The organism is Cohnella fermenti (genome assembly GCF_004801405.1).
Classification (GTDB): domain Bacteria; phylum Bacillota; class Bacilli; order Paenibacillales; family Paenibacillaceae; genus Cohnella; species Cohnella fermenti.
In genome coordinates this window covers 1-18,841 of record NZ_SSOB01000048.1, presented here as the reverse complement: position 1 = coordinate 18,841, position 18,841 = coordinate 1, and the positions used below count along the sequence as shown (strand labels likewise).

Below are 18,841 nucleotides of genomic sequence, written 5' to 3'. Positions count from 1 at the left end.
GCTTATGCCTGGCTGATTCCGTTCTCTTCCGTCCAGACGACCCGTCCGTTCACCATGGTCAGCGTCGGCCAGCCATACAGCTTCCAGCCGGTGAACGGCGTGTTGCGTCCTTGCGTCAGGAACGTCTCGGGATTCACTTCCCGTTCGTTCGCAAGATCGAGCAGCACCAAGTCCGCCGGCGCTCCCGGCTCAAGCTTGCCGCTCGGCAGGCGGAACACCCGCGCCGGGTCGCTCGTCATGCGGCGCAGCAGGAAGTCCAGCGTCCAGCGTCCCGTCTTGACGAACTTCGTGTAGAGCAGCGGGAATGCCGTCTCGAAGCCGACGATTCCGAACGGAGCGCGGGCCATTCCCTTCGCTTTCTCCTCCGCGCTGTGCGGCGCGTGGTCGGTGACGATGATGTCGATCGTCCCTTCCTCCAGCGCCTGAATGCAAGCTTCCACATCGCGCGGCGTGCGCAGCGGAGGGTTCATCTTCCAATTCGCGTCCATCGAATCCGGAATGTCTTCGTCGGAGAGCACCAAGTGGTGCGGGCACACTTCCGCGGTTACGTTCACGCCGACCGACTTGCCCAGCTTGATCAGGCGAACCGACTGCTCCGTGCTGACGTGGCAGATGTGGTAGTGAACGCCCGTCGCTTCCGACAGCAGAATGTCGCGGCCGACATGGATCGCTTCGGACTCGTTCGGAATGCCCTTCAGGCCGTGTTTGCGGGAGAACGCGCCTTCCGTCACCGCCGCGCCCTCGACCAGCGTGTCATCCTCGCAGTGGGCGATAACCGGCATGTCGAGCGACTTCGCGAGCGCCATCGCGTTCTTCATCATCTGCGCGTTCTGCACGCCGACTCCGTCGTCCGTGAAGCCGACCGCGCCGGCTTCCTTCAGCGCGGCGAAGTCGGTCAGCTCGCGGCCGAGCTCGTTCTTCGTGATCGCCGCGTAAGGCAGCACCTTGACGACGCCTTCCGTATCGGCCTTATCGAGCACGAGCTTCACCGTATCCGGCGTGTCGATGACCGGCCGCGTGTTCGGCATGCAGGCGATCGTCGTGAAGCCGCCCTTCGCCGCCGAGCGCGTGCCGGAGGCGATCGTCTCCTTATGCTCGAAGCCCGGCTCGCGCAGATGCACGTGCATGTCGATAAATCCGGGGGAGAGCAGCTTGCCCGTCCCGTCGATCGTATCGCAGCCTGCCGTATCGGGGCTGGAGCTGCCGTCCGCCAGCTCCGCGATAACTCCGTTCTCTATTCTCAAGTGCTTCGTCTCAAGCTTGTCGCTCGATTCGTTTGCAACCAGCGCGTTCAGAATCCATGTTGCCATTGCCAGTCGTCCTCCTCTGCCGCATCCGTTTCTTCGTTCATCATAGCCCATTGTTGCCGCCAATGCATCTTTATACATTTTATTGTATAACTATAACTGCGATTTGTCACTAAACGGGCGAACAATTCAATTCCAATTCCGTTTAGTATTCCTTAAGTCAGGGATGAATAATGGTCACTCCGTCGGTGCGATCGAATTCCCGGAGGCCGACCGCAATCTGTTCCTGCCGCGAAGTCGGCACGTTCTTCCCCACGTAATCGGGGCGAATCGGAAGCTCGCGATGGCCGCGGTCGACGAGCACGGCGAGCTGAATCGATTGGGGCCGGCCGCAATCCATGATCGCGTCCATCGCTGCCCGGATCGTCCGCCCGGTATACAGCACGTCGTCGCACAGAATGACCGTCATGTCCTTGATCGGCACCGGCAGCTCGCAACTATCCGCTCCAATGGAAGCCTCGTGCGGGCGATCGTCCCGATAGCGGGTGATGTCCACCTCGCCGACGGGCACGGGTCGGCCTTCGATCTCGAGAATGCGTTCGGCGATCCGCTGGGCCAGATAGACGCCGCGCGTGCGAATGCCGGCCAGAATGCAGCCTTCGATTCCTTTGTTCCTCTCCACGATCTCATGGGCGATCCGGGTGAGAGCTCGGCGTATGGCCGACTCGTCCATAATGACGCGGGTATCTCGGATATCCAACGCGATTCTTCCCTCCTTCTTCGCAGCGCAGCGAGCCGACAAGCGACAAAAAAAGCTTATCCGGCGCCATGAGCGCAAGATAAGCTTAGGTTGAATCCGCGCGCAGGCGAAGCACGCTCTCCCCCTTCCATTCGGTCGAAGGATCGAGCGTCTGCTCTTCATCTGCTTATGCGAATTAGCCGCGCCACCTTGCCAGTCTCACGGGACTGTCTTAAAGGCAACCTTACATCAGAAGAATTATCGCACTTTCGACAAGCTCTGTCAACCGATTATGCCGGTTAATTTGCCCAAGCGATAAGATAAATCGCCTGGCTTATGCGGTTTTATGCGTTTTTTCGCATTAGTCGGTCTGGCCGGGAGGCAGTCGCAACGTTTTTATGTGGTTTTTAGCATAAATAAGGCGAATCGAAGCGAAAATTTGTCTATTTATGCTATTTTTCACATAGAATCGCCCAACCTGCCCGTTCCCGTGCCGCGCCAATGTGAATTTTCACCTATAATCCTGGTATCCCGGCATCCGTCCGCCAACCCTCCCGAGCGCCGACATGACGAAAAGCTCCGGCCCCGCTTATGCGCGGTTCCGGAGCTTCCCCAACCAGCCTCTAGAATTCGAATTCGACATCGGCCAAGCGGCTCTTGATCTCGTCGATGACGCGGATCTCGTCGGCTTGGTCCTTCGCGATGAAGGTGACGGAGAACCGGACGAAGCTGCCTGCGTCATCCCACGGAACAGTGGAGATCAGCTTCTCGCGGATCAGGAACTGCGAGAACGCCTCGCCGGACTCGAAGCGCTGGCCGCCCTTGACGCCCTTCGGCGCTTCGACGTACAGGAAGAAGGAGCCCTTCGGCTTCTCCGCCTTGAAGCCCAGCTCGTTCAGAACGCCGACCAGCAGGTTGTGGCGGCGGGAATACTTCTCCGAGATCGCTTCGGTAATCTGCGGATTCGCCAGGCCGTAAGCGGCCGCCTTCTGAATCGCGATGAATTGGCCGGAGTCGTTGTTGTCCTTCACGTCGCCGAACGCCTTGACGATCAGCGGGTTGCCGGCGATGAAGCCGATCCGCCAGCCCGTCATATTGTAGGACTTCGACAGCGAGTGAAGCTCGACGCCGACATCCTTAGCTCCCGGAACCGACAGGAAGCTGAGCGGCTTTAGGCCGTCATACGTCAGCGCGGCGTAAGGGGCGTCGTGAACGATCACGACGTTGTACTTCTTCGCCCAAGCGACAACCTTCGTGAAGAATTCGACCGTAGCCGTCGCGCCCGTCGGGTTGTTCGGGTAGTTCAGGTAGAACAGCTTCGCGCGCAATGCGATCTCTTCCGGAATGGCGTCCAAGTCCGGCAGGAAGTTGTTCTCCTTCGTCAGCTTCACATTGTACACTTCGCCGCCGAGGTACTTCGTGTGCGTGCCCATGACCGGATAACCCGGAACGGTCATGATCGTCACGTCGCCCGGATTGATGAAGACGGACGGCAGCATCGCGAGAGCCGGCTTGGAGCCGATCGTGTGCAGCACTTCCGTTGCGGCGTCGATGCCGTCAACCGAGAAAACGTCCTTCAAATACTTGGCCGCCGCTTCCTTGAATTCCGGAATGCCGTTGTCGGCATAGCCGCGATTCTCGGGCTTGGCCGCTTCTTCGGCAAGCTTGGCCACGACGCCGGCATCCGCCATCTCGTCCGGCTCGCCCACGCCCATGTCGATCAGCTCGACGCCCGGGTTCGCTTGCTTGGCCGCCGCTTTGGCTCGCTTGATTTTCTCAAACTTGTAGATGTTCGTATCCTTGCCATAACTTGCGCCGCCGATCCGATCGGCGAATTGCTCTTGGATAAACGTGGATTGATATTGTTCGACGCTCATGCCAGACACTCCTTAATCAAGTAGAATCGATCGTTCCCCGAACATTCTCCGCGCCGACCAACTCGTCGCCACGGGGGTACGCTATCTACTATGAAGGAACGCCTTCCCGTCCGCCATGCATTATTGCGCCGAATGTTTGCACCGCTTGAAGCTAGCGATTGCGAAGCATGTGGAGCGCATGCTCCATATCCTCGGGAAGCGCCGCCTCGAAGTCGTGTCGTTCCCCGGTCCGCGGGTGGACGAAGCCAAGCTCTCCGGCATGCAGCGCCTGACCGTCCATGCCGAGCGTGCGCCCGCTTCGGCCGCCGTACATCGGATCGCCGACAAGCGGATGGCCGATGTACTTCATGTGCACGCGAATCTGGTGCGTCCGGCCCGTCTCCAGGCGAAGGCCGACGAGCGTGTAGTCGCCGAAGCGCTCGATCACGTCGAAGTGCGTCACCGAGCGCTTCGAGTTCTTGTCCGTGACGGCGAACATCTTGCGGTCGTACTTGTCGCGCCCGATCGGCGCGTCGATCGTTCCGCGGTCGTGCGGAACGTTGCCGTACACAAGCGCCAGGTAGCGGCGGTTCACACTGTGCTCCTTGAGCTGGGCGGCGAGCGAGGCGTGGGCCAGGTCGTTCTTCGCGGCCATCAGCAGCCCCGACGTGTCCTTGTCGATGCGGTGGACGATGCCCGGGCGCATCACGCCGTTGATGCCGGACAGGTCCTTGCAGTGATGCAGCAGCGCGTTGACGACCGTTCCGCTCGAATGCCCGTATGCCGGATGGACCACCATGCCGCGCGGCTTGTTGATGACAATGATGTCGGCGTCCTCGAAGACGATCTCAAGCGGAATGTCCTCCGGGAGCGCCTCCAGCGATTCGGGTTCGGGGAAAACAACAACGATCTCGTCTCCGGCGGCCACTCTTGCGTTGGGCTTTACGTTCCCGGAGGCGACGGTGATGTGCCCGGCGCGAATCCACTCCTGCACCTGCGAGCGGGAAATCGACGGATTGCCGATCGCATCGGTCACGAACTTGTCGATCCGCTCCCCCGCCTGCTCCTCCGCCACGGTCCAGCTCATCGTACCCTCCGCGCTCTCTTCCGCGTCTTCGACGTCCGGATTTTCCGCGCGTTCGGCATTCGCCTTAGGCACCGCCGCTTCTTCTTCGTTATACGGTCTGTTCATCTTGGGGTTGTTCCGCTTGCTCATGTTCATTCTTCTTCTCCTGTCTACCCGTTAACAGCGAATCCAGTATTATCATGCCTACGCCGACGCAGATGGACACATCGGCCATGTTGAAGATCGGGAACGTATACGAACCGAAGTTGAATTGCAGGAAGTCCACAACTTCTCCGAACAGGGCCCGATCGAGAAAATTGCCGACAGCCCCGCCGAGAACGGTGGCCAGAGCGAAGAGCATCAGCCTCGAGCCCGACTTGTACGTGCGGTGAAGATACCAGAGAATCGCGACGACAACGACCAGCGTGATCAGGATAAAGAAGAACCGCTTCTCCTGAAGGATGCCAAAGGCCGCTCCCCGGTTGCGAATCGACGTGATCAGGAAGAAGTTCCCGATGACGGAGATTTGCTCGTATAAAGCCAGCGTATGTTCGATCAGCTTCTTCGAACCGTAGTCGATGGCGAACACGACGACTGCCCACACGTAATAAAACCAAATGCCTACTCGTCTCGATTGCATGCAATAGGGTCCGCCTTTCCAGCCTATAATTCCATCCTGATGATTTTACCATATAGGCCGATGGACCGTCCATGCGGCAGGTTTATTCCGCCGCTTCGGGCATTGCCTTGCTCATAACTTGGCCATCGTCCGAGTACACTACGGGGAGCCGTAACAAGCCGTAACCTACGGAAGGAGCGAAGAACGATGACCTTTAACCGGACAGACGACCGCCTCGATTCCCTTCGCCGAAGGCTGCTTCAAGACAAGGAAGAGACCGAACGCCTCATTCATGAAGGCTCCCGCTTCGGCTTGTCCGATTCCTATAAGGACGCCACCGGCGACCTCTCCGGCATCGACAATCATCCCGCCGATGCGGCGACGGAGACGTTCGAGCGCGGCAAGGACATCGCGCTGCTCGAGAGCGCCTCCCTGCGGCTCGAACGAATCGAAGCCGCGCTCGGCCGCATGGATACCGGCGAATACGGACGGTGCGTCGCCTGCGGACGATTCATTCCGGAGGAGCGCCTGGAAGCTCTGCCGACCGCCATTTATTGCATCGATCATGAGCCTATGCAGCACTTGTCCGAGAGGCGGCCCGTCGAGGAGACATTGCTAAAGCCACCTTTCGGCCAGACAAGCCTGGACGAACTCGAGGGATGGAACGGCTTCGACGGCGAGGATACCTGGCAGATCGTCGAATCGTGGGGCAGCTCGAACAGCCCGGCAATGGCGGAGGACAACGATATCGACAACTACGGATCGATGGCGATCGAGTCCGACGAGAACGACGGCTTCGTGGAGCCGATCGAGAGCTTCCTGGCGACGGACATCACCGGGCACGACGTCGGCATTGTCCGCAACCGCGCCTACAAGCGCTACTTGGCCGACCAGGAGGGAGAGCCGTTGCTTGAGGACAGCGAGCTGTCCGACGATTGGCTATAGAACGCGAATTGGGCGGCGGGCTGTATGCCGGATCGCTGAGATTTGCTGCGGTTTGCCGTTTCGCCGCTTCCTCACCTCTCGGTGCGTCCGAGCCCCCCGATAGATAGACGCGACGCCAAGAGCACGAGAGAGCAGCCCGCTGGCGGCTGCTCTCTCGTGCTCCTTCAATTGGAACGATCCCTGTAGAACTGATTTAAAGCGCGGTAAGCTTCCTTATATTGCGCATAAAGCCTGTCGTATTCCCCGATCGTGCCGGAGTCCGGTTCGATCTCCTCCGCTATTCGCACTGCCTGGGCCGCGGCGTCCTCCGGGGAGCGGTAGATGCCCGCGCCAATGCCCGCGAGCATGGCCGCTCCAAGCGCTGAAGCGTCCCGATTCTCCAGCACCGCGACCGATCTGGCGCAGATGTTGGCGATCAAACGTCTCCAGACCGGATTGCGGCTGCCCCCTCCTCCGACAACGAGCTGTTGAGTTGTGCTCCCCTCAAGAGCAAGCCATTCCATGTTCTCGCGAATGCTGTACGTAATTCCTTCCAGAACGGAATGCAGCAATTGCGGTTTGCTCTGGCCAATCGACAGCCCCAGCCATGTTCCCCTGTCGTTCGAATCGAAGCGAGGCGTTCCGCTTCCCACAAGGAACGGCAAGAACAGCAAGCCTCCGCTGCCCGGAGATTCGCTCTCCATCTCCTTCGTCCAACGCTCTAGCTTGGTCTTCTTCGCAGCCCTTCCGGCTCCGGACGACATAAGGAGCTTCATTCCCCAATCGACGCCCAGACCTCCGTTAAACAGACTGCCCATCGCATACACCGCTCCTTCCGACGCGGAAGGATGGAACGTGAACGCTCCCGCAAGCTTGCTTGTCGGTCGGCGCAGCGGAACGGTGACCTGAATCGATGTGCTGAGCGTCACCGCTATTCGCCCTTCCTTTATCGCCCCGGTTCCGAGCTGACTGCAAGCCATGTCGGCGCCGCCCGCAACGATCGGAATTCCTTCCGGCAAGCCGGTGAGAGCCGATGCTTCCCGCGACAACCGACCAACCGGCTCCGCCGTTCGCCGCAAGGGCGGGAACATCTCTTCGTTCAGCTTCAGCTCGCGAATCAGCTTGTAATTCCAGTCCTGCGCCGCGATGTCGTACAGAAGCGTATTGCCGGCATCCGTCGGCTCCGTCTCCAGCCTTCCGGTCAAACGAAAGCGGATGTAATCCTTGGGGAAGAGGAAGCATTGAGCCGCGTCGAGCGCTTCCGGATCGTGCTCCTTCAACCATAACAATCGGGGGGCGACGAATGCGGCCACAGGGATGTTCCCTGTCGACTCAAGGATGGCGCTGCCATATCTATCCTTCAGCCATTGCACCTGCGGCTGCGATCGATTGTCAGCAACAAGCATGCTGGGCCTCACCGGTCTGTTCCTCCCATCCAGCAGCACCATAGCACTCATATGACCAGAGAACGAGATTGCAGCCATATTTTTACCGCCGGCCAACGATACACAGTGTCTGATCGCACCCAGAGCGGCTCTCCACCAATGCTCCGCCTTCTGCTCGACCCACCCGGGGTTCGGAGAGTCAAGCGGGTAGGCTCCCGTCGAAGATGCAGCTATTGCGCCGTCCGGGGAGACGGCAACGCACTTAACCGAAGTCGAACCGACATCGACGCCCAGCAGCAGCGTCTTCTCCATTCGGAATCACCTTCCCTGTTCTCGTCTCCTATAGATGTCTGATGCGGCTGCGATACGTCCGAATAAATTGTTCGTTCTTCTCCGCGCCGCCAGGCACATTGCCGCTTGTGTAGACAGAAGGAACAATTCCTCGCTCCGCCAGCTTGGAGACCACGGCGATCATCACCATCTGCAGCAGCATGGCTCCGATAATCGTCGATCCGGAAGCCATATGGCCTCCGGCCAGAGGCACGGGCACCAACGCATCTCCGTATGGAATATGATTGTCCAGAACAAGATCGGCGACATCCTTCAACTTCAGCCCGGAGCTGTGACGGGACTCCAATCCGTAGTAAGAAGATGAAGTCAGGGCGATGACCCGAAGCCCCCTCTTCTTCGCCTCAATGGCCATATCGACAGGCAGGCCGTTTATTCCTGAATTGGAGATAACAATGATCGTCTCTCCGGGCGCGATCGTATAATTGTCGAGAATATGACCGGCATAATGCTCCATTCGTTCGATCTTCGAGCTCTTAACAGCTCCTTCGTGCAGCATGATGCTGGTCTCCAGAATGGCGTTGATCTGAACAAGACCGCCGGCCCTGTAGAAGAAGTCCTCCACCAGAATATGCGAATGGCCGCAGCCGAACAAATGAAGCAGCCCATCCGCTGCTATCGACTCGGCTATCCATTCGGCAGCCTCGTCAACAGAGGACCGTTCCTCCCGCTCGACAAGCCGGATCATTTCCATCATCTCATTGACAAAATTATGACTCATCACTTTCATTCCTTTCCTTGCTTATCCGATTGATTCAGGCACGCCAAGACGCGAGAACACACGAGCGGCAGCTTGAACATGGAGAGCTCCGTTCCCGAGCGCAGCCGGGCCGTGTCCGGGCAGCAACGCCCGGAAGTCCATTCGCGCCAGCCTGGCGATGCTCGAAGCCAGCTTCTGCATCTGGAAATCAAATGTGCTCAGCAAAGAGATCTTGCCTCCCGCGAACACGGTGTCGCCGCTGAACAGGAATGACGATCCCTCTCCATCATCAAACAAATAGCTTGTATCGAACGAAGAATGGCCCGGCGTATACAAAACGTTGATGCGATAACGGCCAATCCGCAGCTCCTGTCCGTCATTCAACCGCATATCGACCGTGCTGCCCTTCCATTCGTAATCGTAGGGATAGATTCCCGCCGCGATCGCCCGGGGCAAGTCGATCAGGTCCGCCCGCCGCTCCTCCAGAACCGGCGCCGCTTCTCGGCAACAGGCGACAAGCGCTCCCGTCGAACTTCGAATGGCTTGGGCCCCGCCGGAATGATCCGCATGCAGATGCGTAAGCAGCAGATGCGAGACCTCTTCGGGAGCAAAACCGGCCGATACGACATTGTCAAGCAGTTCGTCAGCCGGCAATCCCGCACCGGAATCGATCAGAACAAGCGATTCGCCGGTATCGACCAGATACGCATTGCAGTCGGCGGCATGAGTGAAGTCGTATCCGAGCCTTCCGCTGGCCGTCAAATAGACGTCTCGAAGCAATCTCATTCTTCCTCCCGAACCAGAACAATCATCTCCAGCTCCACCGGAGCGCCGAAAGGAAGCTCACTCGTTCCAAGCGCAGCCCTTGCATGCTTGCCGGCTTCGCCGAATACTTCGATCAGCAATTCCGAAGCGCCGTTCATGACCAGCGGCTGCTCGCCGAACCCGGGGGCCGAGCGAACGTATCCGATCACCCTCACGATTCTTTCGACTCTGTCCAGCGACCCAAGCGTCAACTCCATCTCGCCAATGCAATTGAGCGCCGCCAGCCGTGCCGCTTGCTTGCCGGTCTCGACATCCAGTTCCGCTCCCAAGCGTCCGACAAACTGCATATTGCCGTCGATCTCGGGCGTCTGTCCCGACAGATAAAGCAGTCTTCCCGCCAGAACGCCGGGCTCGAACGTAAACCGGGGAGTGATAACCGGAATCGTCAGCCCCAACTCCTTTAGCCGTTCGTATGGGCAGCTCATCTTATTCCTCCTCCAATTGAATCGTTCTGTTCTGCGCCGCAGATCGGACAATGGCGTCCGCGATTCGGATCGCCTGCACGGACTCCTCCAGCGGCATGACCGATGACGGCCGCCCGGCAAGAATGGAGTGGACAAAGTGTGTCAATTCCGCCGCGATCGCTCCCCCGACCCGTTCTTCCTCCTCCAGCGGCCACAGCATGGCATCGGGGTACAGCGTCTCCTCCGAAGTCCATATGTTGAAGCCCGGATGCGCCAATTGATAGCGGGCCGTTCCCGCTTCCCCTATGACCTCTATCTCTGCGTCGATCGTCCCGTCCAGTTCGAGATTCTCGACGAGATTGCGTGGAGCTCCGCGCGGGAGCAGCCAGCTTGAATCGATTGAAGCGACAATCCCGTTCTCAAAGGCGAGCAAGGCCGAGAACACGTCCGGATACCGATACCCGGCCGCTTTGCGTTCGAAGGCCGACACCTCCGTACATCGGGAGTTCGCATACCACACGACAAGGTCGATCTCGTGAATGCCCGACTCGTATACCGGATGAATTCGATTGCCGAACGCCTCGAACCAGGAACGGCTGAAGTTCCGCTTGGCCCGAATAGCAGCCACCTTCCCCAATCTCCCTTCGTCGACCGCTCTCTTGATCATCCGGTAAGGCTGCCCGAAACGAGATATTTGTCCGACGAGCACAAGCTTGCCGCTGTCCCTGCTCGCTTGCGCGATCTCCCTCGCCTGCGGCTCCATGACGCATAGCGGCTTCTCGACAATGACGTGCTTCCCGTTGCGAAGCGCGGAGAGGATCAGGGGCCCATGCGAGGACTCGTCGCTGACGATGTCCACCGCGTCGATGTCCGGGTCCATGATCAGCATCAGCGGGTCATCGTAGAGATTGTGCGAAGAGATGCCGAATTGCGCTCCGGCCTCCTCCAACGCGCCACGATCCGTATCGGACAGCGCAGCTATCCGAACCTCGGGCAGCCGCGACAGCACCTTGAGATGGAGCCTTCCGAATCGCCCGGTTCCGATGACGCCGAGGCGAACTTTATCATTCATCATCGTTCATCAAGAACCTCCTCCCCCTATCAAATACGGCGTTATTTCACGGCGCCGGCCGTCAGCCCCCTGACAAAAAATTTGCCGAAAAGCGCAAAGAACAGAACTACCGGAAGCAGTGTAAGAACGGCTCCGGCCGTCGTCCATCCCCAACGAACCGTATATTGTCCCATAATTGCCTTAAGGCCCACCGGAAGTGTGCGAAGGGCGTCCGACGTGATCAAGACGGATGCGAACGAATATTCCGTCCAGGATGTAATAAACCCGTAAATGGCGATCGTAGCGATACCCGGTCGTATCAGAGGCAGGATTACTGTCGTCAGGGTCCGCATCGGTCCCGCCCCATCCAGAGCAGCCGCTTCATCGAGCGCCTTGGGCACCGAATCGAAGAAGCCCTGCATCAGCCAAATCGAGAACGGAGCGGCGAACGTCACATTAATAATAATGAGCGACCAGAGCGAGTCGACGAGATGAAGAGTTGACATCATCTGATAGACAGGCACGAGAAGAAGAATGCCCGGGAAAATATACGTCGCCAGAATCAACCTGAACACCAGACTGCGTCCCAGAAACTTCATGCGATAAATAGCGAACGAGGCCGGAATGACGACTGCGACCGAGAACGCAAGCGTAGCCGCCGCAACGAGAACGCTGTTCAGCAGATTATGTTTGTAGGCTGTCTGAGCGAACAATTGGCGATAATGCTCCAGAGTAAAAGAATGAGGGAAGAACTCCGGCTTCAGAATTTGGTTTGTCGGTTTGAAGGAGGAACTGATGACCCAATAGAACGGAAATACAATTAACAGCAGCAGCACTATGGCGACAATCAAGCGGCCTGCTCTCACCACTTCCGCCTCCTTTACTCGTCCTTGGGCGAGCCGAATTTGATAAACAGCCCCACGAAGATCAGCAGGCATGCAGCCGTTACAATCGAGGCGGCGGACGCTTGCCCAATATGGAAATTCTCGAACGCAATTTGATAAATATACAACGGAACCGTCGTCGTCGCCCCAGCAGGACCGCCGCTTGTCAGAATCTCGATCAGATCGAACACATTAAACGACCACAGCGTGCCGACCAGACCGAGAGCGAACATGATTTTGCCGAGCGAAGGGAAGGTTATGGTCCAGAATTGCTTCCATTTGCCTGCTCCGTCGACATCCGCCGCCTCGTACATCTCCCGATCGATGATCGTTAGCCCCGCAAGCACGATGATCGTCATGAACGGGAACCAATGCCACGTATTGATAAAGATAAGAATCGGCATCGACCATGCCGTATCCCCAATCAGATTAATCGGTTTGTCAATAATGCCTATCGATACCAAAGCATGATTAAGGATGCCGTAAGACCCGTTAAAGATCCATTGCCAGAAAATCGCCACTACGATGGTCGGAATAATCCACGGAATGATCATCCATGTGCGGAAAAACGAAATCAATCTCCCCGGCCGATTCAGCAGCAATGCCGTAAGAAAAGCCAATGACGTCTGCAGGAATCCGTTCCCGAGAACCCAATAGAAGCTTTTCCCCCACGATGCCCAATAGTCGCCGGATGACAGTACGGTCTTGTAATTATCGAATCCGATGAAGCTGCCTTGTGTCCCGACGAAGCCTGTGTTGTAGAAACTCTCCCGGGTAACGGTTCCGAGCGGCCAGAATATTGTCGTCAGAATCCACGCGATGATCGGAGCAACCAGCGCATACGGCAACAGCTTGCTCCAACCGGAACGCTTGCCTGCAAACTCCATTCTGTTTCCTCCTCATGGAAGTCGGGCGGGTAAACCGCCCGACTGTCCTTCCTCTCTTGAATTGAACGCGTTTATTTTACGGCGTTCTCCATCTGGTTCTGGCCCCAATCGACGGCCTCTGCGGCGGAAGCGCCCTTGGACGTAATTTGCTCCAGCGTCTGAGCCAGATAATTGGGTCCGGAGATTTGACCGATCTTGCTGGCTACCCCGTTCGTGAAGCCGAACAATTGGCCGTTCTTCGAAGCGTCGAGCAGTACCTGCACTTGGTCCTTGTACTTGGCAATAACGGGATCGCTCCAGAAGCTGCTTCCTTCAGCGGCTCCGTCTTCCGTCACTGGAAGGAACAAGCCCGGCTCCGCGTTGAGGAAGTTGCCGTAGTTGGACGGATCGTACAGATAATCGAAGAACTTGGCGATAGCCGCCTGTTTGGCCGAATCGTCAGTCAGCATCATGATCGCGTTGGAGTAGTAGATGCTTCCTTCCTCGCCGCCGTCGGCGACCGGCATCGTTGTGATGCCCAGGTCCGTCGACGGCCGCCCGGATTCTTCTTCGAAGGTGGACAGATATTGGCCCTTCTCAATCGCCATGGCGGCCGTTCCTGCGTTGAATTGGGCCTGAGGCTCGCCCCAGGTGTAGGTATTGCTGTCCGCCGGCGAATCCTTGAGCAGCTTGGCATACATCTCGTAAGCCTTAACGATGTTCTCGCTGTTGAAGGTGATCAGATTGTTGCCGTCAATGATATTTTTGGCCCCCGCCGTAACAAGGAAGCTGTAGAGCACTTGATCCGTTGCCATAGATTTGGATGCGGGAAGCGCAATTCCATACTGGCTGCCCGTCGTAAGCTTGTCCGCAGCCTCAGCGAGCTCGTCCCACGTCTTCGGAGGAGTAATGCCGGCGGCATCCAGCAGATCCTTGCGGTACCAGAGCACTTGAACCATTCCGTACGCAGGGACGGCCCATACATGATCGTCGTATTGGTAAGGAGTAACGGCCGCCTCCAGGAAGCCGTGCTTCTCGTCGAGCGACTTGACAATGTCGTCAACCGGCTGTACAACGCCCAGTTGCTTGATGACCGTCGTGTAATCCGGAATCGTGAACAGCAGATCCGGCCCGTTGCCGGACTGGATGGCGGCAGGGAACTTGGTATAGGCGTCATTCCAGCTTTGCACCTGGGCCGTCACTTTAATATCCGGATTGGCGGCGTTGAATTGATCGATAATTTCGTTGAATCTCTCAACCCGATTCGGCGGTTCCTCCATGTGCCACAAGGTAATTTGCGTTACTTCTCCGCTGCCGGAACCGGCCGTGCCCGACGCGGCGCTTGAAGCGGAAGGACTGACCTTGTCATTGGATGTACCGTCCGAACAGCCGGCGAGTGCCATTTGTGCGGCAAGTAAGGTCGAACCTGCGATTAACCAGCTTTTTCTGCTCATTGATGTTTCTCCCTCTCCACATTTATTATATTGTTGACACGGCCATGTCCTTGAGTCCATGACCCGTTGCAACCGTTACAATCGATTGGCCCTTGTCAAGCCACCCCTGCTCCTTAAGCCGGACCAGCGCAGCCATAGCCGTCGCCGAAGCCGCTTCGACCACGATCCCCTCTTCCCTGGCCAGACACTCCCGGAAGCCCAATATGTCGCCTTCGTCGACACCTATTGCCGCTCCGCCCGATTCGCGGATAATCCGGAGCGTCCTGGTACCGTCCGCAGGATATGTTGTCAGAGGGTCGGCTATGCCGGAAGCGATGGTTCGGGGGGAATCCCATGGTGCGACATCGGCATCGCCCGCCTCGAAGGCTTTGACGATTGGCGCGCAGCCCGCAGCCTGCACGCCCGCCATTCGGGGAAGACGGTCAATCCAACCGGCAAGCCGAAGCTCGCGGAATCCTTTGTAGATGGCGCTGAGCAGAGGCCCGGCTCCTATCGGCACGACAATCCAATCGGGAACGCCGCCGAAGGCCCCGGCAATCTCGTAAGCAATCGTCTTGTGACCTTCGATGGAATAAGGATTCAAGTACGTGGAGGTAAGATTGAATGCCCCCCGTCCAAGAGCCTCGCGGGCAGCCTGTTCATAAGCGTCTCCATAGTTTCCTTCCACAATTCGAAGCTCCGCGCCGAAGGCCCGTATAATCGCCAGCTTCTCTTCCGGCGTGCCCGCCGGTACATACACGAGGCAACCCAATCCGGCTCGAGCGGCATAAGCGGCGGCGGCGACACCCGTATTGCCGGTAGAAGCGCAGATCACATCGGACAGCCCAAGATCCGCCGCCGCATTGACGGCCACCGCCTGAGCGCGGTCTTTAAAAGAAAGAGTCGGATTTACGGTTTCATTTTTAATATAAATATTTTCAATATTCATAATATTTGAAATATTTCGAATTTTGAGAAGCGGAGTATTCCCTTCCCCCAACGAGATGGGAGAGGCCGACGGGCGCAATGGCAGAAGCTCGCGATATTTAAGCACTCCTTCGCCCGGGCGGAACAGCCATTCCTCAGCGGACAACGAAGCGAGCCAACGCTCATAATTATAGACGGCATCGAGACTTGCGCCGCAGGAGGAACAACAATAGAGAAGATCGGGGGGATAGAAGCGTCTGCAACCGGTGCATTCGAAGCCGAGAAATAGCATTAGATGCCTCCTCCCTCTCCGACAACTCCGCAAATACGGCAGGCTGCCGCACTGTAAAGAAGGAAGGCTTGCCGAAGCTGCTCCAGTTCCACATACTCCAGATCCGAATGCGCTTCTTCAATTCGACCCGGTCCGCAAACGACGGTCTCGGTGCCCGCAGCGCCGATGAGCGCTCCGTCGGTCCAGAACGGCAGCCCGGCCGGCTCGACACTCGTGATCCCCAGTTGCTCCGCAGCCTCACGCAAAGCCAATACAATTCGACTGCTCGCCGGCGTATCCAACGGGCCATGCGGAACGCCGTGGAAATTATCCATTGTCGTTACGCGTGCTCTCCAGCCCTCTTCCCCCTGCCCTGCCTTGGCGAGCGTATCCCGCAGTTCTTCGAGAGCCGTATCGGCGGACTCCCCGGGAATCAGACGCCGTTCGAACAGCACCTTGCACAGCCCCGGAACAATGACCGGCCTTGTACCTCCCTCAATGACGCCGATATTCAACGTTGGAGAACCCAGCAAGGGATGTCTCCGCCTTGACAGCTCCGGAAGATGCTCGCCTCTCAGACGCTCGATCCAACGAGCGGCGTGGTACACCGCATTGACTCCGCTTTGCGGAACGCTACCGTGAACGCTTTTCCCCTCGAATACAGCCTCGTACCAAGCAACCCCTTTGTGGGCAATTCCAATGCGCAACTCCGTCGGTTCCCCAACAATTGCGTAATCGGCGGGCCGTTTCGCCGACGCAAGCTTGTACGCTCCCGGACTGTAAGTCTCCTCGCCGACGGTAGCCGCCAGCATGAGCTCGCCTGACAATCCGATCCCGGTGCGGCTGAATGCAATAAGAACGCTGACCATGGCTGCAAGCGCGCCCTTCATATCAACGCTTCCTCGGCCATACATCCTCCCCTCCCGGATGAAGGGAGCAAAGGCCATGTCCATTCCATAAGCCGGCACCGTATCCAAGTGCCCGTTGAGCATAAGCGAAGGGCCGTTGCCGCAGCCAGGCAGACGGGCGATCAGGTTGAAGCGATTGGGCAATACTTCGTCCCATTCGCAGGGAATGCCCGCCTTCTTCAATTCGTCGGCCATAGTCTGCGCCGTCGACCGTTCCTGGCCGGGACTGTCGGCGTGGCTTTCTTCCCGGATCAGACGCATCAATAACGAATTCGTTTCTTCGGGCGGGACGGCAGCAAGCAGCCTGGAGATCATCTTGCCTTGCCCCACCCGAACTCCTCGAGATACTCCAACGCTTCCTCGGCAACCCGGTCGAAGTCGGCAAGACCGATTCCGGAAGGTTCTCCGACCCCGTATAAACCGCCCGCCTGCCAAGCTTCCCATTCCACCGAGTTAAAGTTCTGATAGCCGACTTCCTTCAGAGCGTCTGCCATCTCCTTGAAGTCCGCGTAACCTCCGCCGAACCAGACATGCTGCGATTGCATGATGTTCGGGAACCCGACCTCGTCCTTCACGTGCGTAACCTTGATCCGATCGCCGAGCTTTAGAATTGCCTCGCGGATCGGCATTCGGGGCTTGACCGTCGTATAGAACGTACCAACATCTACACAGCAGTAGACATTCGGGCGATCGACAAGCTCCAGCAACTTCAGCATCGCATCCACACTATTGATAAGGGTTCCTTGAATCAGCTCAATGCTGACGTCCACGCCTTTGCCACCCGCATAATCGGCAACGTCTCGCGTTGCCTCCACCACCTGCTTCCACGCTTCCTTGCGGGTCATCAGGTTATAGAGCGGCGGGTCGTAATAACCGTCCCCAACAAGAGTAACGACGGTTTCCGCCCCCATATCAGCAGCCGAATCAATCGCTTTCTTGAATTTGGCGATTCCATTTTCTCTGTCGAAGTAGCGCGGACTGACGAATGTCGTATGGCAACCGATTGAAGAGAACCCGAGCCCCGTCTCCTCCATTGCCCGTTTGACCTTAACTACGGCATCCGCATATTCATGCGGCCGAAGCTCCATGATCTTGGGGTATATAACGTCGAAGCCCTCATAGCCGTACTTCGCTATCCGCCTGATGCACCAATCAAGCTCCTTGTCCCCCCATGAGTTCCAGGCCGGACCACAGATCTCCAATCTTCCCCATGGCATGTTCGGCCAAATCTCAAATGACATCTTCAATGTCTGGCTCAATTCGACAGCCTCCCTTGTGATCAACTAGATGTTCATCTCGATGGAGAACTTGTACCGGTCTCCACGGTACAGAGATTTTACATATTCAACGGGCGTCTCCTTATTCTCTTCATAAGTAATTCGTTCAATCAACATGACGGCATCATTGCCAGCGACCTCCAGAAAGTGCGCTTCGGAAGGAGTGACATACGTAATCTCGATAGTCTGAACGGCTCTTGTCAGCTTCAGGCCGCATTTCTCCTCCAGTACCTTGTACAACGATTGATCCTCCATGTTGATTCCAACCAGAGAGCTTGTCCACTCATAAACGAGATAGCACTTCTCAAGCGCCATCGGTTCCCCGTCTCCGGTGCGGATTCGAATCAGTTCGATCACGTTGACGCCTTCTTGAATTTGCAGCTTCTGCGCAATTGATGCAGTAGCCGGAATCACATCCATGCTCAGGAACCGGGCGCCAGGCTTCATTCCGCGATTGACCATGTCCGAAGTGAAGTTGCTCAGTCGGGTCAACGGCTGCTCAATCTTCCGTTTGGAGACGAACGTCCCAACTCCCCGTTGGCGCTGCAGCATCCCCTCCTGAACCAATTCGTTGATGGCTTGCCTCACCGTCATTCGGTTAATCTCGAACCTCTCGGACAATTCCCTCTCGGACGGGATCAGTTCGTCCACCTGGTAGTGTCCGCTCTCGATTTCCCGCTTCAGGTATTCTTTAAGCTGATAGTACAACGGCACAACGCTCTGCTTGTCAATCAATCCCGTCGGATCCGTCATCTCCCTCTCCCTCACAGTCAATGATATAGTCATTTAGTTGTCTATACCAGTTGTTAGACCCATTATATATTCCCGTTCTGCACGCTGTCAATCGCTCCAAGACAGAAAATTCGTTTTGAAAACGCTCTCCTTGTCATTAAATATGACACAAGTCCTCGTCGTCGACAAAAATAGCAGCGTTCGCGTCATGTTACCTGCCCTCGATCATGCATAAACCGGCCAGGCTGCATTGTAAGAAAAACCGTCAGGGATGAGTTCATTCCCTGACGGTCCTTTGTTTTGCGTTCCATGAGACTATTCTGCAGTTGTGCTACGGACATCCTCAATCCTGTATTCATTACCGTGTACCCCTTTGTAA

The 18,841-nt window shown here is 57.2% G+C and carries 18 protein-coding genes; 1 reads left to right on the top strand and 17 read right to left on the bottom strand.

Annotation, left to right across the window (positions count from 1 at the left end):
- Positions 1-2 precede the first annotated feature (2 nt).
- From E6C55_RS27370 to lspA, 5 genes are all read right to left on the bottom strand, one after another.
- Positions 3-1,310, bottom strand: a complete 1,308-nt coding sequence (locus E6C55_RS27370; protein WP_136373016.1) for a dihydroorotase — start codon at positions 1,308-1,310, stop codon at positions 3-5.
- Positions 1,311-1,467: 157 nt separating this feature from the next.
- Positions 1,468-1,980, bottom strand: a complete 513-nt coding sequence (gene pyrR, locus E6C55_RS27365; protein WP_136373059.1) for a bifunctional pyr operon transcriptional regulator/uracil phosphoribosyltransferase PyrR — start codon at positions 1,978-1,980, stop codon at positions 1,468-1,470.
- Positions 1,981-2,609: 629 nt separating this feature from the next.
- Positions 2,610-3,863 (bottom strand): LL-diaminopimelate aminotransferase, encoded by a 1,254-nt coding sequence (locus E6C55_RS27360; RefSeq protein ID WP_136373015.1) that lies wholly within the window; start codon positions 3,861-3,863, stop codon positions 2,610-2,612.
- A gap of 151 nt (positions 3,864-4,014) precedes the next feature.
- Positions 4,015-4,929: an RluA family pseudouridine synthase gene (locus E6C55_RS27355; RefSeq protein WP_230986888.1), complete on the bottom strand. Its 915-nt coding sequence runs from the start codon at positions 4,927-4,929 to the stop codon at positions 4,015-4,017.
- Positions 4,930-5,017: 88 nt separating this feature from the next.
- Positions 5,018-5,548, bottom strand: coding sequence for a signal peptidase II (gene lspA, locus E6C55_RS27350; RefSeq protein WP_136373014.1), 531 nt, complete (start codon positions 5,546-5,548; stop codon positions 5,018-5,020).
- Positions 5,549-5,734: 186 nt separating this feature from the next.
- Here lspA and E6C55_RS27345 point away from each other — a divergent pair, with 186 nt between their 5' ends.
- The gene (locus tag E6C55_RS27345; protein WP_136373013.1) at positions 5,735-6,472 is read left to right on the top strand and encodes a TraR/DksA C4-type zinc finger protein; all 738 of its coding nucleotides are present in this window, start codon (positions 5,735-5,737) and stop codon (positions 6,470-6,472) included.
- 164 nt (positions 6,473-6,636) lie between these two features.
- Here E6C55_RS27345 and E6C55_RS27340 read toward each other — a convergent pair whose 3' ends face one another.
- The 12 genes from E6C55_RS27340 to E6C55_RS27285 all read right to left on the bottom strand — a co-directional run bounded on the left by E6C55_RS27340 (position 6,637) and on the right by E6C55_RS27285 (position 18,483).
- Entirely contained in the window at positions 6,637-8,148 is a 1,512-nt protein-coding gene (locus E6C55_RS27340; protein WP_136373012.1) for a xylulokinase, read from the bottom strand.
- A gap of 28 nt (positions 8,149-8,176) precedes the next feature.
- Positions 8,177-8,905, bottom strand: coding sequence for a sugar isomerase domain-containing protein (locus E6C55_RS27335; protein ID WP_168735904.1), 729 nt, complete (start codon positions 8,903-8,905; stop codon positions 8,177-8,179).
- Between the two features lie 21 nt (positions 8,906-8,926).
- Positions 8,927-9,670 carry an MBL fold metallo-hydrolase gene (locus E6C55_RS27330; RefSeq protein ID WP_136373010.1) on the bottom strand — a complete coding sequence of 248 codons (744 nt, stop codon included), beginning with the start codon at positions 9,668-9,670 and terminating at the stop codon, positions 8,927-8,929.
- A complete protein-coding gene (locus tag E6C55_RS27325) occupies positions 9,667-10,134 on the bottom strand; it encodes a RidA family protein (protein ID WP_136373009.1) in 468 nt (155 codons plus the stop codon). The genes E6C55_RS27330 and E6C55_RS27325 overlap by 4 nt, the downstream gene beginning before the upstream one ends.
- 1 nt (position 10,135) lies before the next feature.
- A complete protein-coding gene (locus tag E6C55_RS27320) occupies positions 10,136-11,188 on the bottom strand; it encodes a Gfo/Idh/MocA family protein (RefSeq protein WP_136373008.1) in 1,053 nt (350 codons plus the stop codon).
- A gap of 38 nt (positions 11,189-11,226) precedes the next feature.
- The gene (locus E6C55_RS27315; RefSeq protein ID WP_211093662.1) at positions 11,227-12,030 is read right to left on the bottom strand and encodes a carbohydrate ABC transporter permease; all 804 of its coding nucleotides are present in this window, start codon (positions 12,028-12,030) and stop codon (positions 11,227-11,229) included.
- 14 nt (positions 12,031-12,044) lie between these two features.
- Positions 12,045-12,935, bottom strand: coding sequence for a carbohydrate ABC transporter permease (locus E6C55_RS27310; protein ID WP_136373006.1), 891 nt, complete (start codon positions 12,933-12,935; stop codon positions 12,045-12,047).
- Between the two features lie 71 nt (positions 12,936-13,006).
- Positions 13,007-14,368 (bottom strand): ABC transporter substrate-binding protein, encoded by a 1,362-nt coding sequence (locus tag E6C55_RS27305; RefSeq protein WP_168735903.1) that lies wholly within the window; start codon positions 14,366-14,368, stop codon positions 13,007-13,009.
- Positions 14,369-14,393: 25 nt separating this feature from the next.
- Positions 14,394-15,566 carry a threonine synthase gene (locus tag E6C55_RS27300; protein ID WP_136373004.1) on the bottom strand — a complete coding sequence of 391 codons (1,173 nt, stop codon included), beginning with the start codon at positions 15,564-15,566 and terminating at the stop codon, positions 14,394-14,396.
- Positions 15,566-16,783: a M20 family metallopeptidase gene (locus E6C55_RS27295; protein ID WP_168735902.1), complete on the bottom strand. Its 1,218-nt coding sequence runs from the start codon at positions 16,781-16,783 to the stop codon at positions 15,566-15,568. The genes E6C55_RS27300 and E6C55_RS27295 overlap by 1 nt, the downstream gene beginning before the upstream one ends.
- A complete protein-coding gene (locus E6C55_RS27290) occupies positions 16,765-17,712 on the bottom strand; it encodes a sugar phosphate isomerase/epimerase family protein (protein ID WP_136373002.1) in 948 nt (315 codons plus the stop codon). The genes E6C55_RS27295 and E6C55_RS27290 overlap by 19 nt, the downstream gene beginning before the upstream one ends.
- A 24-nt stretch (positions 17,713-17,736) precedes the next feature.
- Positions 17,737-18,483 carry a GntR family transcriptional regulator gene (locus E6C55_RS27285; protein WP_211093661.1) on the bottom strand — a complete coding sequence of 249 codons (747 nt, stop codon included), beginning with the start codon at positions 18,481-18,483 and terminating at the stop codon, positions 17,737-17,739.
- Positions 18,484-18,841: the final 358 nt, after the last annotated feature.

Excerpts from the sequence above, each read along its gene's own strand:
- E6C55_RS27325 (WP_136373009.1), bottom strand. The coding sequence starts at position 10,134 with ATGAGCTGCCCATACGAACGGCTAAAGGAGTTGGGGCTGACGATTCCG.
- E6C55_RS27355 (WP_230986888.1), bottom strand. The coding sequence starts at position 4,929 with ATGAGCTGGACCGTGGCGGAGGAGCAGGCGGGGGAGCGGATCGACAAG.
- E6C55_RS27340 (WP_136373012.1), bottom strand. The coding sequence starts at position 8,148 with ATGGAGAAGACGCTGCTGCTGGGCGTCGATGTCGGTTCGACTTCGGTT.
- E6C55_RS27330 (WP_136373010.1), bottom strand. The coding sequence starts at position 9,670 with ATGAGATTGCTTCGAGACGTCTATTTGACGGCCAGCGGAAGGCTCGGA.
- E6C55_RS27360 (WP_136373015.1), bottom strand. The coding sequence starts at position 3,863 with ATGAGCGTCGAACAATATCAATCCACGTTTATCCAAGAGCAATTCGCC.
- E6C55_RS27370 (WP_136373016.1), bottom strand. The coding sequence starts at position 1,310 with ATGGCAACATGGATTCTGAACGCGCTGGTTGCAAACGAATCGAGCGAC.
- E6C55_RS27310 (WP_136373006.1), bottom strand. The coding sequence starts at position 12,935 with ATGGAGTTTGCAGGCAAGCGTTCCGGTTGGAGCAAGCTGTTGCCGTAT.
- lspA (WP_136373014.1), bottom strand. The coding sequence starts at position 5,548 with ATGCAATCGAGACGAGTAGGCATTTGGTTTTATTACGTGTGGGCAGTC.
- pyrR (WP_136373059.1), bottom strand. The coding sequence starts at position 1,980 with ATGGACGAGTCGGCCATACGCCGAGCTCTCACCCGGATCGCCCATGAG.
- E6C55_RS27285 (WP_211093661.1), bottom strand. The coding sequence starts at position 18,483 with ATGACGGATCCGACGGGATTGATTGACAAGCAGAGCGTTGTGCCGTTG.
- E6C55_RS27320 (WP_136373008.1), bottom strand. The coding sequence starts at position 11,188 with ATGATGAATGATAAAGTTCGCCTCGGCGTCATCGGAACCGGGCGATTC.
- E6C55_RS27345 (WP_136373013.1), top strand. The coding sequence starts at position 5,735 with ATGACCTTTAACCGGACAGACGACCGCCTCGATTCCCTTCGCCGAAGG.
- E6C55_RS27305 (WP_168735903.1), bottom strand. The coding sequence starts at position 14,368 with ATGAGCAGAAAAAGCTGGTTAATCGCAGGTTCGACCTTACTTGCCGCA.
- E6C55_RS27335 (WP_168735904.1), bottom strand. The coding sequence starts at position 8,905 with ATGAGTCATAATTTTGTCAATGAGATGATGGAAATGATCCGGCTTGTC.
- E6C55_RS27300 (WP_136373004.1), bottom strand. The coding sequence starts at position 15,566 with ATGCTATTTCTCGGCTTCGAATGCACCGGTTGCAGACGCTTCTATCCC.